Annotated in this window: 14 protein-coding genes and 5 pseudogenes; 13 read left to right on the forward strand and 6 right to left on the reverse strand. The window is 55.9% G+C overall.

Translation table 11 applies throughout. The features are described 5' to 3' along the window. Positions 1-534 precede the first annotated feature (534 nt). A complete protein-coding gene (locus tag HMCN_RS0113395; protein ID WP_025917868.1) occupies positions 535-903 on the reverse strand; it encodes a cupin domain-containing protein in 369 nt (122 codons plus the stop codon). A 391-nt stretch (positions 904-1,294) separates the two neighbouring features. Here HMCN_RS0113395 and HMCN_RS0113400 point away from each other — a divergent pair, with 391 nt between their 5' ends. Then, a complete protein-coding gene (locus HMCN_RS0113400) occupies positions 1,295-1,948 on the forward strand; it encodes a Bax inhibitor-1 family protein (RefSeq protein ID WP_025917869.1) in 654 nt (217 codons plus the stop codon). A 120-nt stretch (positions 1,949-2,068) separates the two neighbouring features. Here the strand turns inward: HMCN_RS0113400 and HMCN_RS0113405 are convergent, their stop codons facing one another. Next, complete coding sequence (locus HMCN_RS0113405; protein WP_025917870.1) at positions 2,069-2,755, reverse strand: VIT family protein; 687 nt, start codon at positions 2,753-2,755, stop codon at positions 2,069-2,071. Positions 2,756-2,965: 210 nt separating this feature from the next. Beyond that, positions 2,966-3,259, reverse strand: a complete 294-nt coding sequence (locus HMCN_RS19410) for a protein NO VEIN domain-containing protein (protein WP_155837577.1) — start codon at positions 3,257-3,259, stop codon at positions 2,966-2,968. Positions 3,260-3,356: 97 nt separating this feature from the next. Between HMCN_RS19410 and HMCN_RS0113420 the strand changes: the two genes are divergently transcribed. From HMCN_RS0113420 to yjjJ, 3 genes and pseudogenes are all read left to right on the forward strand, one after another. Beyond that, complete coding sequence (locus tag HMCN_RS0113420) at positions 3,357-3,614, forward strand: hypothetical protein (RefSeq protein WP_025917871.1); 258 nt, start codon at positions 3,357-3,359, stop codon at positions 3,612-3,614. A 409-nt stretch (positions 3,615-4,023) separates the two neighbouring features. Further along, positions 4,024-4,248 (forward strand): annotated as a pseudogene (locus tag HMCN_RS17810) (transposase); the annotation flags it as partial. Between the two features lie 525 nt (positions 4,249-4,773). Next, complete coding sequence (yjjJ, locus tag HMCN_RS0113430; RefSeq protein ID WP_025917872.1) at positions 4,774-6,165, forward strand: type II toxin-antitoxin system HipA family toxin YjjJ; 1,392 nt, start codon at positions 4,774-4,776, stop codon at positions 6,163-6,165. A gap of 8 nt (positions 6,166-6,173) precedes the next feature. Here the strand turns inward: yjjJ and HMCN_RS19415 are convergent. After that, positions 6,174-6,266 (reverse strand): annotated as a pseudogene (locus HMCN_RS19415) (IS5/IS1182 family transposase); the annotation flags it as partial. 47 nt (positions 6,267-6,313) lie between these two features. Between HMCN_RS19415 and HMCN_RS0113435 the strand changes: the two are divergent. The 6 genes and pseudogenes from HMCN_RS0113435 to HMCN_RS0113460 all read left to right on the forward strand — a co-directional run. After that, positions 6,314-6,686: pseudogene (locus tag HMCN_RS0113435) on the forward strand (IS66 family transposase zinc-finger binding domain-containing protein); the annotation flags it as partial. 211 nt (positions 6,687-6,897) lie between these two features. Then, positions 6,898-8,049 (forward strand): acyl-CoA dehydrogenase family protein, encoded by a 1,152-nt coding sequence (locus HMCN_RS0113440; RefSeq protein ID WP_025917874.1) that lies wholly within the window; start codon positions 6,898-6,900, stop codon positions 8,047-8,049. A 7-nt stretch (positions 8,050-8,056) separates the two neighbouring features. Further along, complete coding sequence (locus tag HMCN_RS0113445; protein ID WP_025917875.1) at positions 8,057-9,157, forward strand: acyl-CoA dehydrogenase family protein; 1,101 nt, start codon at positions 8,057-8,059, stop codon at positions 9,155-9,157. A gap of 89 nt (positions 9,158-9,246) precedes the next feature. Beyond that, the gene (locus HMCN_RS0113450) at positions 9,247-10,161 is read left to right on the forward strand and encodes an SDR family NAD(P)-dependent oxidoreductase (protein ID WP_025917876.1); all 915 of its coding nucleotides are present in this window, start codon (positions 9,247-9,249) and stop codon (positions 10,159-10,161) included. A gap of 79 nt (positions 10,162-10,240) precedes the next feature. Beyond that, positions 10,241-11,236, forward strand: a complete 996-nt coding sequence (locus HMCN_RS0113455; protein WP_025917877.1) for a tripartite tricarboxylate transporter substrate binding protein — start codon at positions 10,241-10,243, stop codon at positions 11,234-11,236. A 258-nt stretch (positions 11,237-11,494) separates the two neighbouring features. After that, the gene (locus HMCN_RS0113460) at positions 11,495-12,424 is read left to right on the forward strand and encodes an electron transfer flavoprotein subunit alpha/FixB family protein (RefSeq protein ID WP_025917878.1); all 930 of its coding nucleotides are present in this window, start codon (positions 11,495-11,497) and stop codon (positions 12,422-12,424) included. A 319-nt stretch (positions 12,425-12,743) separates the two neighbouring features. On the opposite strand, the gene HMCN_RS0113465 is transcribed toward HMCN_RS0113460, so the two are convergent. After that, positions 12,744-13,937 (reverse strand): amino acid aminotransferase, encoded by a 1,194-nt coding sequence (locus HMCN_RS0113465; RefSeq protein ID WP_025917879.1) that lies wholly within the window; start codon positions 13,935-13,937, stop codon positions 12,744-12,746. 159 nt (positions 13,938-14,096) lie between these two features. Here HMCN_RS0113465 and HMCN_RS19890 point away from each other — a divergent pair. From HMCN_RS19890 to HMCN_RS0113485, 3 genes and pseudogenes are all read left to right on the forward strand, one after another. Beyond that, positions 14,097-14,731, forward strand: a pseudogene (locus HMCN_RS19890) (IS5 family transposase); the annotation flags it as partial. A 335-nt stretch (positions 14,732-15,066) separates the two neighbouring features. Next, complete coding sequence (locus HMCN_RS17825) at positions 15,067-16,512, forward strand: hydroxymethylglutaryl-CoA synthase family protein (RefSeq protein ID WP_035627152.1); 1,446 nt, start codon at positions 15,067-15,069, stop codon at positions 16,510-16,512. Between the two features lie 18 nt (positions 16,513-16,530). Then, positions 16,531-17,733, forward strand: coding sequence for an acetyl-CoA acetyltransferase (locus tag HMCN_RS0113485; protein ID WP_025917882.1), 1,203 nt, complete (start codon positions 16,531-16,533; stop codon positions 17,731-17,733). An 11-nt stretch (positions 17,734-17,744) separates the two neighbouring features. Here HMCN_RS0113485 and HMCN_RS19595 read toward each other — a convergent pair. After that, positions 17,745-18,122, reverse strand: a pseudogene (locus HMCN_RS19595) (hypothetical protein); the annotation flags it as partial.

An 18,122-nucleotide genomic window follows, 5' to 3' on the forward strand; every position in this document is an offset into this window, starting at 1 on the left:
TCGGACGGTATCTGGACTTCTACAATTCCCGCAGGCCGCATAGCGCGCTTGACGGCAAGACGCCGGATGCGTTTTACTATCGCAATCTTCCCGCCCTAGAAGAGGCAGCGTAGATGTTTGGCCGGGTTATCCGCACCGCGGCGCCGCTCTTGCTCCATGCATAGAGCAAGAGCGTGCGGCGCGGCGGGTAATCCTATATCCGCAAAGCCCCACCTAACGGCAACGATTTTCTGTCCCGTCAAGCGGGGCCACTTCTAACCTTGTGCTTGATGACATTCTGAGGAACACTACGCATGGGTTTACTCCTTGGCGCTTACGCGCTGGTTTAATAAAGATTCGCACCTCTATCAAACCGGGTAACCCCACCCTTTGACAAGGCCTTACTGTCCGATCAAGTCGGAACTACTACACTTTATAAGTGAAATAAGCTAACTAGTACCCATGAAACGATGGGAGCATGCTCATGGGCAGTTATAACGTACACAGACAGCCACACACATATACCCGTTTCGCAACTGGTGCTGAAGAGCCATCTTATTGGGGTTTAGCGTATTTTGCGACGCCTGTTACATCGAACAGTACACAACGCTGATTTCCGACTACCCAAGCATCATGCCCCGGCGGCATATAAAAGACGTCGCCCGGCCCATATTCCATCTCAGACCCATCATCCATTTTAACGACCATCCGACCTTCCAGGATCATGCCTGTGTGAGTGGCCTGGCAAGAATCCGTTCCTGCTATCGGTTTCACATGCAGGCTCCAGCGCCATCCAGGCTCAAACTCGCCACGACCCATTGTATGGTTGCCGAGTGTAAAGACAGCGACTTTGCCTTTCTCCTCTTTGAATGGTCGGACTTCGTCCGGCTTATCCAAAGATTTTTTCTCTAATGTCGCACTCATTGCATGATCCTCCAAAAAATGGTGGGTGGATATGGTATTGGCGAATCAGGAAATTTGAGCAGAGAAACACGACTGCATCAGACGCGTCGATACCGACTAATCGGCTTTGATGCTAAAACTCATAATGGATAATTCACTATAGGTCGATGCATGGCAAGTGCAAGAGGTAGTGTTGTCAGAACCATACGTGCAGAGCACATGAAAAAAGTTGCCCGCTTTCACAGAAAGACTGTCCTAAAGCTTTTCAATCCTTTATGCAGTTATGAATCGCTGACAGTTTTATAGACAGTTCTGACGACGAGTCCAACTATTTGATTGAAAAGCTGTAAAGTGTGGGTACAAAAACGTGCACTTCCCCTGCAGAAATCCATTTGCTTAATAAGGACACATCATGATTGATACCACCACCTTTGGTTCCGGTACGGTAGTAACCAGAACCACCGTGCTGCAAAACACCTATCGACTGCTGTCGATGACCCTAATCTGGAGCGCGGTGACTGCCTACCTCGGTATGCTTTTCCCGGTAGGCGGTTTGGGCATGCTAGGCATCATGGTGCTGGCCATCGGCCTGTTGTTTGCTACCCGGGCCTACAGCAACAGCGGCACCGGTGTTTTACTGGTTTTCGGATTCACCGGCCTCATGGGCTTTAGTCTTGGGCCGACGATGAATCACTATCTGAGCTTGCCGCACGGCTCAGAAATCGTAGGAACGTCCCTGCTAGCGACTGGGGCTGCATTTCTTGGCCTGTCTGCCTATGTGCAGGTGACCAAGAAAGACTTTGCGTTCCTAGGCGGATTTTTGATGGTGGCACTCATCGGATTGCTGGTGGTGAGCCTAGTAGGCCTGTTTTTCCCTACGCCCGCTCTGAGCTTGGGTCTGGCGTATCTCAGCGTGCTGATTTTTGGTGGCTATATCCTGTATGACACCAGCAATATCATTGCCGGTCGCGAGACGAACTACATCATGGCAACCATCAGCCTCTACCTGGATATCCTGAATATGTTCCTGGCGATGCTGCGGATTGTAACGGGGTCGCGCGACTAGCATAGCGAACCTCAAAAAGAGCACGCACTGGAAACGCTGCGGGCTCTTTTGTTACCGGCAGCATCTCTACATTGGTACCCTCATGCAACGGCACGTGAATCTCTCGATTCATATCTTTCGTTATGTCACCGCACCGAATAGCGCACCGACCGCGCCGGTGGCACCCATCGTAAGTGCACCCCACATCAGGACACGCGCTGCCCCACGGAAGATGGGCGCGCCGCCCGCATGTGCCGCGAATGCTCCAAGCGCGGCGAGAAATACGAGTGAGACGGCTGCGATGATAGGAATGAGGATTTCCCCGGGCGCAAGAATGCCAGCCAGAAGCGGAACGATGCCGCCGAGCACGAAGCTGACCGATGACGTCGTGGCGGCCTGCAGCGGTCGGGCCGTCAGCGCTTCGGTGATGCCGATGTCATCCCGCGCGTGAGCTCCGAGGGCATCGTGGGCCATGAGCTTCCGAGAGACCTGTGCGGCGAGTTCGTGATCGAGACCGCGCCGGATATAGATGTCGCGCAGTTCTATATGCTCGGCGTCATAGTCATTCTGCAGTGCGCTTCGTTCGATGTCGAGGTCAGCGCGTTCCGTATCGGCTTGTGAGCTAACCGACACATACTCGCCAGCGCCCATCGAGAGTGCCCCGGCGACGAGTCCGGCAAATCCCGTCACCAGGATTTCGCTTGAGCTCATGTGCGCCGCCGCAACGCCGAGCAACAGGCTGGAAATTGACAGCACGCCGTCATTCGCGCCGAGTACCCCTGCGCGCAGCCATCCGGATCGGTGAGTGCGGTGAATATGTGATGTCATGACGCAAATTCAAGAATGCACGCTACGCGGTGCCGGGCGCCGATGGGCATAGAATCATGACCCGCCAAACCAGTTATACCCAATCTTCCCGATAGCCACCGGACTAGATGTTGGTGACGAAGATTTCGGTGATGTGTTTCGGATTCTTGTAGCCGAGCTTGGGGTTACCATAATTTTGGTCCCATACATGTGCCGAAAGTACGGACCACATTATGGTCTAGTGGGAGCGAAGTTACAATTTGACGATATATAAGCCATGTAAGTCAGATCAAGATCGGCTTGACCTTGGCGATAACTAGCTGCACAGCCGTGATCAAACGTGAACGTGCGGGCGTGAGTTGCGGGATCTTGGATGTGTAGGACGCGAATCCCATCAGGATTCGATGCCTGCTCAACCACATACAACCAAAACGTCGAACCTTGGTGGCGTGCGTATTTGAACTGGGTGTGGGATAGGCCAACAGACCGATCACGCAGGCTGCCGGTCACTGCTTTGACTTCCACTCACGGAGTCGGACGTCTATTGCTGCCGTTCTCGAAAAGATTGCACCCGTGTGGTTGCTTGTTACAACTTCACCGGCACACCTATGCTGGACGTGAGGTGCTGTCCGAGGTCGTCTACGCCTATGGCCTCAAGGAAGCCATCGATAAAGGCTTCCTTAAGAAAGTAGACATCCAAGGTTACTCAAACACCCGGAATGATGAATTTATAGAAATTGCCATCGAAGCATTTCTTAAGGAAACTGTATCGTTGCGCTCCGAGGGGATGCTGCCGAAGCTGGTTAATGAAGTACTCCAGATTTCCTTGCCCGAACCCCTCTGCCCATCATCCTTCAACGGCAAAAACAGGCAGGCATAAGGATGCGCAAAAAAGGACCAAAAATAGTTGATTTCATAAAAAATACCTCAGATGGTTATGCAGTGAAATTGAATTGATGCATTTGCGAATAAAAATTAGAGATTCTGAAATCTCTGAATGACTGCGTTGCGAATAGCGATTGGTTCGATGAAAAGCCGGGGCCCCCCGCTATTGCATGGCTGGGATGTGGTGCAGGTGGGGTTGTATTTTGCTTAAGGCGGTAATTTTATTTTCCCAAGGAAACAAAATGGATCCGATATGGCGGTTTTTAGAACAAAACTTGTCACCTTGCCTATGCGAAGCGCCGTCGATGAACACTGGGGTGACCAAAGACCATCACCTTTCAAAAGAGGATGGCTGATGCTAGCAATATTGTTGTTGAGAATATTGCTCAGCACGGATACATCCTCACGTAAAGAGGCGTGGGCAAGAGGCCGCAGAACTGAAACGCGACCCTAGGAAGAGGGCCAGGCGATGGGTGGTTGAGGTCGCACACAGCTGGTTCAATCGTTTCCGCAAATTGCTGGTGTGCTACGAGAAGTTGGAACGCAGCTTCCTGGCGCTGAACCATTTGGCCGCCGCCATCATCGCATTTAGGAAGGTGCCGCTGGCTGTTAATAATATTTACGGGTAAATTCTTAAATCCAGACTACTGTCCATACAACAATGCCCTGCTGAAGTGCATGCGACTGCGTTACGTCGGAGCAGAAAAGTGCATTGTCGCCGCTAATAAAAAAAGAGGCATTACGGTTGATCCGTAACGCCTCTTTTTTTCGTGCGCCCAGCATGGGCGCAATCTCGGAGGTGCAAGTCCTCTCGCAAGCTGACCACAGAGGGAACTCGCCATGGCACGGTTGCTAGCCAATGAGCGCGTTCTGGCGTCAGGCGGTATGGCGGTGTAGCGCAGTATTTCTGGCTGACAAGGAGCGCACACGTTTTTGGCGTTGTGGCTATGCTATGCCGCTCCGCGGCTCCCGCAGCGCGGTGTTTCTGGTAGTGCAGCTATGGGGCAGAGCGGTGTTGCGGATATTGCAACGATGCTACATGTCTGGTAATTTTAATTTTCAATAATCGTTTTATAAATCGTTTCATCATGGAGGCACTATTAACGCTATTATTATATTAGTTTTAATAAATTAATCGTTTCACAAATAAAATAATGACTGCCTCTTCAAGCGTCCTGCAAGCACTCCGCACCTGGCACAAAATGCCCGCGGGAGACTTGGTCGACCGTCTCCACATCAGCCGCGCCACCCTGATGCGGGCAATTCAGGCTCTCGGACCTGAAGTGATTGCACGCGGCAAGGCACGCCGAACGGCGTATGCGGCGCGCCGTTCCGTCAGAGGCAACAACGCATCTATTCCATTATTTCGCATTGACGCAACCGGGCGTGCCACCGAAGTGGCTGCGATATATCCCATCTACCCGGAAGACTGTGCAGTCCTGTTCCAGGAGCCGTTCGAATGGCCACTGGTGGGCGGAATGCGCGATGGCTGGTTCGAGGGCATTCCATACCCGCTGGACGACATGCGCCCGCAAGGCTTTCTTGGGCGCCATTTCGCGCGCCAGAATGCCAGCTTGCTGCAGGTGCCAGAGAACCCAGTGGACTGGTCGGAGGACGACGTGCTTTACGCTTTGTCAGTGCTTGGCGCAGACCAGCCAGGCAACTACATCGTGGGCGAGCCCGCTTATCGCCGGTTTCTGGCTGAGGTACAGGAGGATATCCATTTTCTGACGGATGACGAAACAGAAGCAACCTACCTGACCCAAGCTCAGAACGCGTTAAACCTTGGTGTCGCCAGTTCCTCAGCCGGAGGTGAGTTTCCGAAATTTACCGCGCGGCGGCTTATCAGCGGCGAGCAAGCTCACGTCATCGTGAAATTTTCGGGTGCCGATACGTCGCCGGGAACCCAGCGGTGGGCTGATTTACTGGTCTGCGAACACCTGGCATTGTCCACAGTGTCCGAGCATTTGAAAATCGACGCAGCCCTCAGCCGCATCTACCAAGCCGGTGGCCGGACGTTTCTTGAGGTTCAGCGATTCGACCGCCACGGCGCCTTTGGCCGCTCGGCGGTCTGCTCCTGGGCGGCCTTGAACGCTGCTCTGTTCGGGCTGGCAGGAAAACCCTGGAGCGTCGGTGCTGCTGCCTTGCGCCAGGGTGGCCATATTCAGGATGCTACAGAGCAAGATATCCAGAGGATCTGGCATTTTGGCCAGCTCATCGCCAATACCGACATGCATGACGGGAATCTGGCGTTCAGGCCAGGGTTGGTGCTAGCGCCGGTGTACGACATGCTGCCAATGCACTACGCACCGGTGCGTGGGGTGGAGCTGCCGGAACGGCAATTTGCGCCTAGGTTGCCGATGCCAGCCGAGCAGGTGGTATGGCAACAGGCAGCGCAGGCAGCTATCGCGTTCTGGAGCCGGGCCGGCGGCGACGACCGTATCAGCGTTCCGTTTCGCCAGACCTGTGCGGAGAACGCTGAGAAAGTGCGGGTGTTGGCTAGCAGTCCGGTACTGGCGGGTCCCGACAGGGAGAATGCCATTTAAGAACGTGTTTACGATCTCCTGATCAGCAGCGCCAAGAATGCCAGGTGAACGAACTGCAAGCTGGTATTGAGCAGCCGCTCGCAGTTCTTCCATAAGCGTCTCATCAAGCTTTCGATTAGCCTATCTGCATGTTGCCCTGTTCGGTGCAAAGGTCGACCGCAAGATCGAACAACTGGAAACGCGCCTGGAAGACCTGATCGCCGAGGACGGCGCGGCCGAACGAGCCGCAGGAATAAGCCTGTCCGCAATGCGGCGGCTATCTCAAGCCGTTAGGCGAAGACGTTTCCGAACAACTGGAAATGATCGAGGCCGCCTTCAAGGTGATTCGCCATGTGCGGCGCAAGAAGGCCTGTGCCTGTTGTGACTGCATTGCCCGGACTCCCGCACCGAGCCGGCCGATCCAGCGCAGTTTCACCGCCCCTGGTTTGCTGGCCAACATCGCCGTCGCAAAGTTCGTCGATCACCAACCGCTGTACCGCCAATCGGTGACTCATGCCAGACGTGGAGTGGAACTGGAACGATTTCGGATTCCCGTGGTATGCCTGTTCAGTATATATTCCTGCGGCGATTGCATGGCTGGCAAAAAGCACCTGGGGTATCGTTAATCACACGGAGTCAAGAGCAATCGTAGTCGATTAAATCCGGAGCGATCCGAATGAGGGCGGCGACTGAACTTGGCAAAGGTGAAGGTCGACATTAAACGGCCGGACTCATACCAAAAGGATCAATTCAATGGACCTCAATTACTCCGAAGAAGAACTATTGTTTCGGGACGAGATCCGCGGCTGGCTGGCCGCGAATCTGCCTCAGGATCTGCGTGAGAAGGTGGAAACCTACGCAGAGTTGACGCGCGATGACCTGATGCGATGGCATCGCATTTTAGCGAAAAAAGGATGGGTAGCGCCTAACTGGGAGAAGGAATGGGGAGGTCCGGGCTGGACCCCTATACAGCGCCATATCTTCGAAGAGGAATGCGGTTATGCAAGCGCTCCGCCGCTGATACTGTTCGGTCTGCACATGTGTGCGCCGGTCCTGCAGCGATTCGGCACCGAGGCACAGAAAAAGCGGTTCTTGCCGCGAATTTACAATGGCGACGATTTCTGGTGCCAGGGATATTCCGAGCCGGGCTCGGGTTCCGATCTGGCATCGGTGAAGACGCGGGCCGAAAGAGTCGGTGATCAATATGTCGTAAATGGCCAGAAGATATGGACGACATTGGCCCATTTTGCGGACTGGATTTTCTGCTTGGTTCGCACTGATCCGAATGCCGCAAAGAAGCAAGAGGGCATTTCGTTTCTTTTGATCGACATGAAGACGCCCGGGGTTACGGTGCGACCATTGATGTTGATGGACGGGACGCACCACGTGAACGAAGTTTTCTTCGATGATGTGAGGGTGCCCGTCGAGAACCTGGTCCACGAGGAGGGCAAGGGCTGGACCGTGGCGAAATACCTTCTCGGGCACGAAAGAATGAGCGCCGGACGCACAGGCGTCGTGAACCGCGAACTTGTCAAGCTCAAGGAACTCGCCGCATCCCAATGCGGCAACGACGGCAAGCCGATCATCGAGGACCCGCATTTTCGCGCCAAACTTACCCGTGTCGAAGTGGACTTGATGACGCTCGAGACCACCAACCTGCGTTATCTCGACGAGATGCGCCGCACCGGGCAGCCGCCTGGCGCCGATGTGTCGATGCTCAAACTGAAGGCCTCGGAGATTCACCAGATGCTCACCGAACTGATGATGTGCGCGGCGGATCCGGCCGATCTGACGAAGTACAACATCCTGGCGCGGCGCTACTTCAACATGCGCAAATTCTCGATATATGGCGGATCGAGCGAGGTCCAGCGCAATATCATCGCGAAAATGACTTTAGGACTATGAGGGACCTATGAATTTCGACTTCAATGAAGAGCAGCGACTGCTCACGGATTCCGTGCGACGGTTCGTTGAGAAGGATTACGACTTCGAGCGGCGGCGCAAAATTATCGCATCACCGGAAGGCTGGAATCGCCCCGCGTGGACCGCGCTCGCGGAGATGGGCGTTGTCGGTCTGGCGTTCCCGTCCGAGTACGGCGGCTTTGACTGCGGCGCGGCTGAGCTGATGCCTATTATGGAAATCTTCGGGGCGGCACTGGTCGTCGAGCCGTTTCTGCCGACCATACTTGCCGGCCGATTGGTGATGCGAGCAGGCCGCGAGACGCAAAAAAATGTCATTCTGCCGCGTGTCGTCGAAGGCAATCTTTGCCTTGCATTTGCTCACAGCGAGCGGGGCGCGCGCTTCAATCTTGCGCATGTCAAGACCGAGGCGACGCCTTCCGGCGCGACATGGACGATTTCGGGCGAAAAGTGCGCGGTGGTTGGTGCGCCGATGGCCGAAACATTGGTCGTTTCCGCGCGCACTCCTTCGGGGCTGGGACTATTCCTGATTGATACGAAAGACGCCGAGTTGAAACAGCATACTACCGTCGATGGCATGCGCGCCGCCGATATTCTGCTTTCGAATACGAAGGCAGAGTTGCTGAGCGACGGTCCCGATGTGCAGACTGCGATCGAGGAAGTGATCGACTTCGGCACCGCGCTTGTCTGCGCCGAAGCGGTCGGAGCGATGAGGTATGCCTGCGAAACGACGCTTGAGTACCTCAAGACACGCAAGCAGTTCGGCGTGACGATCGGCTCGTTCCAGGCGCTCCAGCACCGCATGGTCGATATGTATATCACCAGCGAGCTCTCTTGGTCGATGGTAGCGCTGGCATGTTCGAAATTGGATTCACAGGACGATGCGAAAGCCAAGTCGCGTGCGGTTTCCGCGGCGAAGATCAAGATTGCTGACAGCGCGCGTCTCATTAGTCAAGATTCGGTTCAGATGCACGGCGGCATGGGTTTGACCGAGGAGCTTAAGATCTCGCACACCTTCCGCCGATTGACCGTATTGGCGGCGCAATTCGGTGACGTTGAGTATCACTTGGCGCGCTTTGCTGCACTGGAATAGAGATGGCCCCCTGGACCGCGACGAAGAGCTCGTGGTGCGTACAGGAACTTGAAAGCTAACGAGTAGCAACAGAAATTGGAGACGTGAAAATGAAAAAAATGCTTGAAGATAAAGTGGTGGTAATTACAGGTGCAGGTGGCGGTATCGGACGCGACTTCGCGCTGGCAATGGCGGCTAACGGTGCGCGCGTCGTGGTAAACGACATCGGATCCTCGGTTGGAGGAGAAGGAAACGATGCTGGCCCGGCGCAAAAAGTGGTCGACGAGATCAAGGCAAATGGCGGTTCGGCGGTGGCCAACACGGACAGCGTGGCTGACTGGGACTCGGCCAATCGTATCGTGCAGTGCGCGATGGATTCGTTTGGCCGAATCGATGCGGTGATCAACAATGCCGGCATTCTGCGCGACCGAATGTTCTTCAACATGTCGATCGAGGAGTGGAAGGCCGTTATCGACGTGCACCTCAACGGTTCGTTCTACGTGGCGCGGGCGGCTGCGCCGCATTTCAAGAACCAGGGTTTCGGCCGCTATGTTCATATGACATCGACCTCCGGCCTGATCGGGCAAGTCGGCCAGGCCAACTACTCAGCAGCCAAGCTTGGCGTGACCGCGCTGTCGCGCTCCATTGCGATTGACATGGCGAAGTTTGGCGTCACCTCGAACTGCATTGCACCGTTCGCTTGGAGCCGGATGGGCGTGACACTACCTGCCGAGACGCCTGAACAGAAGGCTCGGGTAGAGAAATTCAAGACGATGGAAACGGCGAAAATCGCGCCGCTTGCAGTCTATCTCGCAAGTGATGCGGCAGCCGACGTGTCTGGCCAGATTTTCTGCGTGCGATCCAATGAGCTATTCTTGATGTCGCAAAGCCGCCCGCTGCGCTCGGTTCATCATTCGGACGGGTGGACGCCTGAGACGATTGCCGAGATCGCACTTCCTGCGTTGAAGCCAAACCTCTATCCATTGGAGCGGACGCCGGACGTCTTCAGTTGGGATCCGATTTGAACTACGAAGGAATCCTGCCGCCGTCGTGTAGACAGGTGGCAGGGATGGGTAATATAACTATAACTAATGCGAGGCAAAAATGGCATCATATGCACGTATGTTGACGGTGTTCGCTCTTGGATCTGCGTTGCTCCTGGGCTTGTATGCACCAAGCTCGGCTCAGTCCGCGGAAGCCTGGCCCACGCGCCAGATCACGATGATAACCCCGTCATCGCCGGGGTCGGGGCCGGACGCATTGGGGCGAGCGATGGCCCAGCGCTTATCGGCGGCGCTCAAACAACCCGTCATCGTCGACAACCGGCCAGGTGCGAGCGGAGTCATCGCGATTAATGCCGTTGCCAAGGCCAAGAACGATGGCTACACCCTGCTGTATTCGGCTGCCTCGGCTGCAGTTATCTGGCCCGCCGTAGGGAAAGCGATACCGTACGATGTGATGCGCGATCTGACTCCGGTCGCCCAGACTGCCGTAGGTGGCGTATTGCTGCTCGTGAATAGCCAGGTGCCGGCGAATAACTTGCAAGAACTCATCCAGTTGGTGAAGGCAGATCCGGGTAAGTACAGTTACGGCACCTGGGCGACGGGTTCGTCCGGGCACCTGATGATGGAGTGGCTCAAGGGGAAAACCGGCATGAAAATCAACCACGTTCCGTACCGGGCGACAACACAAATGCTGACGGAATTGTCTGCCGGCATGCTTAAGATAGGCTGGTCTGATCCCAGTGCACCGGTGCCGTTCCTGCGCACAGGAAAGATCAAGGGCATCTTAATTAGCGGTAATGTGCGTGCCCCGCAACTTCCCAACATCCCGACCATGAAAGAAGCGGGTTACAACTTCGACGCAGTGGGGTGGTTCGGCATCTTTGCGCCGGCGGGAACGAATCCTGCGATCACCAAGCGTCTGTCAGATGAGGTGAACAAAATCCAGGTGTCGCCGGAGATGAGGAAATTGATGGCTGACCTCAACTTTGAGGCGCCGCCGCATAAGAGTCAAGAGCAGTTCCACGACATCGTACAGAATGATCTGGTGATCTGGAAGAAAGTCGCAACAGACGCGAACATCAGTGTCGATAACTAACAGGCAGATTTGATCGGTAGGGGCCCAGCGAGCACCCTACTCATCGAGAGGACCATCATAGAAACGATCAGTCGTCCTACCAAGGAACAAGTCCGCAAATGGTTTAAGAGCCGCCGGCAGACGCCAAAGCCACTGCCGTCATACGAGCAGGTTCGCCGCGAGCTTGGCTGGGGGAGGTGCGGCAATTCAGACCGGCGTCCGAGCAAGATTGCCGCTTAAGCTGTCTGCGAACAACCGATTCACTTAATCAAGAAAATCATGACTACACTTGTCTTAGCCGAACACGACAACGCTTCTGTCAAGGGCGGCACACTTAATACCATTACCGCAGCCACGCAATGCGGCGGCGAGGTCCACGTCCTCATCGCCGGGTGGAACTGCGGCCCCGCCGTGGAAGCGGTTTGCCGGGTTGCGGGCGTGAGCAAAGTCATTGTCGTGGATGCCCCGCACTTTGCCGATGGTCTAGCTGAAAATGTCGCCGAGCAGGTGATCGCGTTGGCTGGCAACTATTCGCACATCCTGGCGCCTGCCACCGCATACGGTAAGAATATTGCACCGCGTGTGGCTGCCCGTTTGGATGTGGGGCAAATCTCGGAAATCACCCGGGTCGACGCCTACGACACGTTCGAGCGTCCAATCTATGCGGGTAACGCTGTCGCTACCGTGCAATCGACAGATCCGATCAAGGTCATCACCGTGCGTGCCACTGGCTTCGATGCCGCTGCGGTGGGGGGCAATGCCGCGGTCGAGACCATCGCGGCCGTGGCTGATTCCGGAAAATCGGTGTTCATCTCGCGCGAACTGGCCAAGTCTGATCGTCCGGAGTTGACCGCAGCGAAGGTGGTCGTGTCCGGCGGACGCGGTATGGGTTCGAGCGAGAGTTTCAATGTACTGGCGCCGCTGGCCGACAAGCTGGGTGCAGCGATGGGCGCCTCGCGCGCAGCGGTTGACGCGGGATATGCGCCCAACAATTGGCAGGTCGGGCAGACTGGCAAGATCGTGGCGCCGTCGCTGTACATCGCCGTCGGCATTTCGGGCGCAATCCAGCATTTGGCAGGGATGAAGGATTCGAAAGTGATCGTTGCCATCAACAAGGATCCAGAAGCGCCGATCTTCTCGGTGGCGGACTACGGCATCGTCGGTGATTTGTTTGAACTAGTGCCACAGTTGGTGGCGCAATTAGAGTGATGGGTCAAGCGCGTGATCAGGCTGATGCTCAACTTTAAATCCTTTCGTTCGGTCAGAAATACTCTGATATCGAACTCATGCACATGATCCGCAAAGGTCAGATGATCGTTACAGAAGAAAATCTGATGTCCTTTGCGGAGTAATTCTACGCGCTGGCTGCATAAGTCAGCCCAGTTTCAAGGGCTAGGAAAATCGCTCGTCCGGAATTTACTTGGCACCGGTTAATGCGACGGAACCCACCATAGCCCCGCCGGATAGAACTATAAAAATCGGTGCTCACCGAAAGGCGCAGCACCAACTGGAGGACTACCTCAATGCATTACGCCAGCACAGCGGCAACCGCGCTAGCCGTTGCTTCCACGTTACTGGTATTCAAACCAGCGACGCACATGCGACCGGATCGGACCAGATACACGCCGAATTGTTCTTTCAACCGATCGCATTGATCCGCGGTCAGGCCGGTATAGCTGAACATGCCGCGCTGGGTCAGGAAATAGCTGAAGTCCTTGCCCGGCAGTTTTGCGCTCAGCACATCATGTAATTTGTGGCGCATGGTCTGGATACGCTCGCGCATCGCTGCGACTTCAGCTTCCCACATCGGGCGCAATTCCGGATCCGTCAGCACGCGTGCCACGATCTGGCCGCCATGCAGCGGCGGATTGGAATAATTGCGACGGATATTGGCTTTCATCTGGCCCAGCACGTTCACCGCCTGTGCCGCATCCGGGCACACAACGCTCAGGGCACCGCAACGCTCGCCATACAGGCTCATGCTCTTGGAGAATGAATTTGCCACGAAAAAGCTCAGGCCGACATCGCCCAGCAAGCGGACAGCAAACGCATCCTCTGTAATGCCGTCGCCATAGCCCTGATACGCCAAGTCAAGGAACGGAATCAGTTCGCGCTCTTGCAAGACCGGCACTAGCTGTTCCCACTGTGCACGAGTGAGATCGACGCCGGTCGGGTTGTGGCAGCAGGCATGCAGTAAAACGATGCTTTTCTTCTCGGCTTGTTTCAAAGCTGCGAGCATGGCGTCGAAGCGCAGGCTGCCTGTTGCCGGATCATAATAAGGGTAGATTTGAGTGGGCAGCCCGCAGCCTTCAAACACCGCGCGGTGATTATCCCAAGTCGGATCGCTGATCAGCATGGTGCTGGTCGGGAAATAGCGCTTGATGAAGTCTCCGCCCACTTTCAGGCCGCCGCTGGAGCCAACGGTTTGTATGGTTACGACGCGGCCAGCCTTCACTGCTGGGTGTTCTGCGCCGAACAGCAGATGCTGAACCGCAGTACGGAAATTGGCCGCGCCTTCCATTGGCAGATAAGGGCGGGCACCAGCCTCGGCAACCACTTGCAATTCGGCCGCGCGGACCGATGGTAGCATCGGGATCTTGCCTGCATCGTCAAAATAGATGCCGATGGACAGATTGATCTTGTCGGTGCGGGGATCCTTGCCAAACGCTTCGTTCAGAGAAAGAATGGGATCGCCAGCATAGGCCTCGACATGTTGAAACATGGTTAGTCTCCAGATAGAAAAACGGGAATTTTTATGTTGATCTGTATGGTCAATCCTGATCGTTAGCTGTCTATTTTGACGCATAATGAAACTATTGTTGATCCGAAACGATCAAGTCGTTATTCCATCAGACTCATGTCCCTCGCTCTTCCCGAGGAATTGCCTGCCGAACGTTTTGGTAGTGCCAGTGCCATCCACGCACGCTTTCTGGAGTGGGAGAAGGCGGGATTTTCGAGGAATTATGGCAGGCAGGTCTTGTCGAATATGGCGATCTCGAAGGAATTTCCTGGCGATGGCAAAGCATTGATGGCGCGATGATGAAAGCGCCACTGGCGGAAGAGGCGGTTGGCCCTAATTCAACCGATCGGGGGGAAATGGCAGCAAGCGTCATCTGCTGGTGGACGGGCGTGGCGTCCCCTGGTCGTTCATCGTCACGGGTGCCAATCGGCATGACATCTCGCAACTGGAAGCCGTATTGGCCGCAACCATGGTCAAAACCGCAACCGCAAATGCGTCGCAGCAAGCATCTGTGTGCAGATGCAGGCTATACCGGAGCACCGGCGTTATGCGTCATCGAGCAGCACGGATATATTCCTCACGTAAAGGGGCGAGGTCAAGGAGCCGCCGAACTGAAACACGACCCCAGCAAGAGGGCCGGGCGATGGGTGGTTGAGGTCGCACACAGCTGGTTCAATCGTTTCCGCAAATTACTGGTGCGCTACGAGAAACTGGAACGCAGCTTTCTGGTGCTGAATCATCTGGCCATCGCCATTATCGTGCTCAGGACCAACTGAATTTAATCTGACAACCGTAATACGTCAAATCGGGGGCTGTCAGATTAGATCGCGATGACTACAAATATTCCAATCGACAGTTGATGCGACATAACATCTTCGAGCGGTGTCCTCGTTATTTCCTCCAACCATTGCCCCTTGTTCGCGGCCTCCCTCTCATCGCTATGCCGGAAGGGAATATATCGGCGTGAATTCTTGATTGCTGCTCAACAGTCTGGATAGTACTCTGACTTGGCTGTTCCTTTCCTGATATCGGTGATACAGGAAACAAGTTATCTGGTGTCCGGCGTATTGGCCTGGAATGTCGGTGTGCACTCATTCATGGGAGTTGTTCGATGAGCGGAGATTTTGGTATTCTGTCCTGTGGCGCGTATATTCCGCGCCTTCGACTGCAAAGAAAAAGTATTGCGCTAGCCAATAGCTGGTTTGCGCCAGGGTTGCGTGGGCTTGCTCGCGGCGAGCGAGCGATGGCGAATTGGGATGAAGACGTGATCACCATGGCAGTCGAGGCGGCACGGACTTGCCTGCAAGGGCGAGAGCGGTCGACGGTGGGTCAACTTGCGTTTGCTTCCACCACCTTTCCGTTTGATGATCGGCAAAATGCCGGCGTCGTCGCAACAGCGCTGAACCTCGGTTCCTCACTTTCTGTGCTCGACGTGTCCGGCGGCCAGCGTGCAGGTGCTTCGGCGCTGGCCACGGCGTTTGGTTCCAGCAGCGAGAATGATTATCTGGTGGTCGCATCGGAAAAGCGCCTGACCAAGGCCGCAAGTACGCAGGAAATGCACTACGGCGACGGCGCGGCTGCCATACTGGTCGGTCACGGCAAACCGGTCGCGCGCTTAATCGGGATGCATAGCGAAACGGTAGATTTCGTGGACCACTTTCGCGGGCGCGGCGTGGCTTACGATTATGGGTGGGAAGAGCGCTGGATCCGCGAAGAGGGCTATCAAAAGATTGTGCCGCGCGCCATTAAGGCCTTATTCAAGTCGACTGACATCGCGCCCGATTCCGTCACGCACTTTTGCATGCCGTGTTCGATTTCTCGCGTTGGAGCCGCAGTAGCCAAGCAGTCTGGCATCAGGGAAGAGGCGTTGCGCGACAATCTTGCCGCAGTCTGTGGCGATACCGGCACGGCCCATTCCCTGCTCATGCTGGCGCAGGCCCTTGAAGATGCCAAGCCGGGCGATCGAATTCTGGTTGCCGCCTTTGGCCAGGGATGCGAAGTGCTGCTGTTCGAAGTGACTGAAGCGATTGCCGAACTTACTTCCCGCAAGTGCGTGGCAGCTGCGCTTGCGCGCAGAAAGGAAGAGTCGAATTACCAGAAATTCCTCAGCTTCAACGATACCGTTGAGATGGAGCACGGCATGCGCGCCGAGATGGACAAGCTGACGACGCTCACCACCCAGTATCGCAATCGCGAGATGGTAACCGGCCTGGTTGGTGGTTGCTGCCGTCATTGCGGCACGCGGCAGTATCCCCGTGGCCGCTATTGCGTCAATCCGGAGTGCAATGCGCTTGATTCCCAGGATGATCTGTCGTTTGCCGATACGCCGGCAACCGTCATGACCTATACCGCCGATTCGCTTACCTACAGCCGCAATCCGCCTCACTATTATGGGATGGTGCAGTTCGAAGGTGGTGGACGCCTTGTCATGGATTTTGCTGATGTGGATGAAGGCAAGATGGAGGTAGGTTTGCCTATGCAATTGATGTTCCGCGTCAAGGACTATGATCGTACGCGCGGTTTCGTACGGTATTTCTGGAAGGCCACACCGGCCTAAGTTGAGGAGAAACGAGATATGGCAACTGGAATTCGCGATAAGGTGGTGATCCTTGGTATGGGCTGCTCGAAGTTTGGCGAGCGCTGGGACTGCAATGCCGAAGACTTGATGGTGGAAGCATTCGAAGAATGCGTGAAAGATGCCGGAGTCGAGCGAAAGCAAATCGAAGCAGCGTGGTTCGGCACCGCAGCTGATGAAGTGAACGTCGGAAAAGGCGGCACGGCGCTTGCAGTTACGCTGCGGCTTCCCTATATTCCGGTGACACGGGTGGAGAACGCTTGCGCAACCGGTACGGAGGCTTTTCGCGGGGCGGTATATGCGGTCGCCTCCGGCGCCGTGGATATTGCACTGGCGTTCGGCGTGGAGAAGCTGAAGGACACCGGCTACGCCGGCCTGCCGCAGTTCAGCCGCGGCACGCTCAACAACCTGTACTGGGCGAGCATGACGGCTCCGGGCAACTTCGCGCAGCTCGCGTCGGCGTATTGCGCGAAGTATGGTATCGATCCCAAGGAGCTCAAGCGCGCGATGGCGCACATTTCGGTGAAGAGCCACGCCAATGCGGCGAAAAATCCGAAGGCGCACCTTAGGAACCGCATCACCGAGGAAGACGTCCTGAATGCGCCCATGATTGCGGCGCCATTGGGCTTGTACGACTGCTGCGGCGTCTCCGATGGCGCGGCTTGCGCGATCGTAACGACCCCCGATATTGCACGCGGGCTGGGCAAGAAAGACCTGGTCGCCGTCAAGTCCGTTCAACTCGCGGTGTCCAACGGCGAGGAAGCCTCTTTCGGGAAATGGGACGGTTCATACATGGCGACCACACGTGCCGCGGCTAAGCGCGCCTATCACGAGGCGGGCATCGACAATCCGCGCGAACGCCTGTCGCTGATCGATGTGCATGACTGCTTCTCGGTGACCGAACTGGTGACCATGGAAGACTTGGGTATTTCCGAAGACGGCAAGGCCATTGGCGATGTGCTGGATGGATTTTTCGACGCTTCCGGACGCATTCCGTGTCAGATCGATGGCGGCCTGAAATGCTTCGGCCATCCGATCGGCGCATCAGGCTTGCGCATGATCTATGAGATGAACCTGCAGCTGAGCGGGCGCGCGGGAGAACGGCAGCTCGCCAATCCGGTGCTCGGTCTCACGCACAACCTCGGTGGCTGGCCTAGCCAGAACGTGTCTGCAGTGTCGATTCTTGGCGCCTACGGCGCTTGAGCAGGTGATCATCAGATTCCCTCCCAGGTTGCGTGGGGCGTCTGAACCAAAAGCTGGTTGGAAGCTTGAGGTGCAAAGGATCGCGCCTCTGCTTCCAGGCTCTCTATTAACCGCTTGGCGGCGGCACTCAAATAGCCGCCGCCGCGATATACCACGCCGACCACCCGTTCCGAGCGCCAATCATCAGGCATCCCGACGATGGCGCCAATGGCGGCCACCGGCAAGTAATTCAGGCTCGATGCCGGCAGCAACGCCAGAAGATCGAGGATGGCGGGCCCCAGTCCGGCCCAGCCGGCGACCGAATCCAGAGAGATGGTGGGAATCGGGGGCGGCAGGTCGCGTTGCCGGAATTGATTTTCGAACCATTCACGCGTGCGTGTCCCCTCAGC

This window comes from Herminiimonas sp. CN (genome assembly GCF_000622895.1).
Lineage (GTDB): Bacteria > Pseudomonadota > Gammaproteobacteria > Burkholderiales > Burkholderiaceae_D > AVCC01.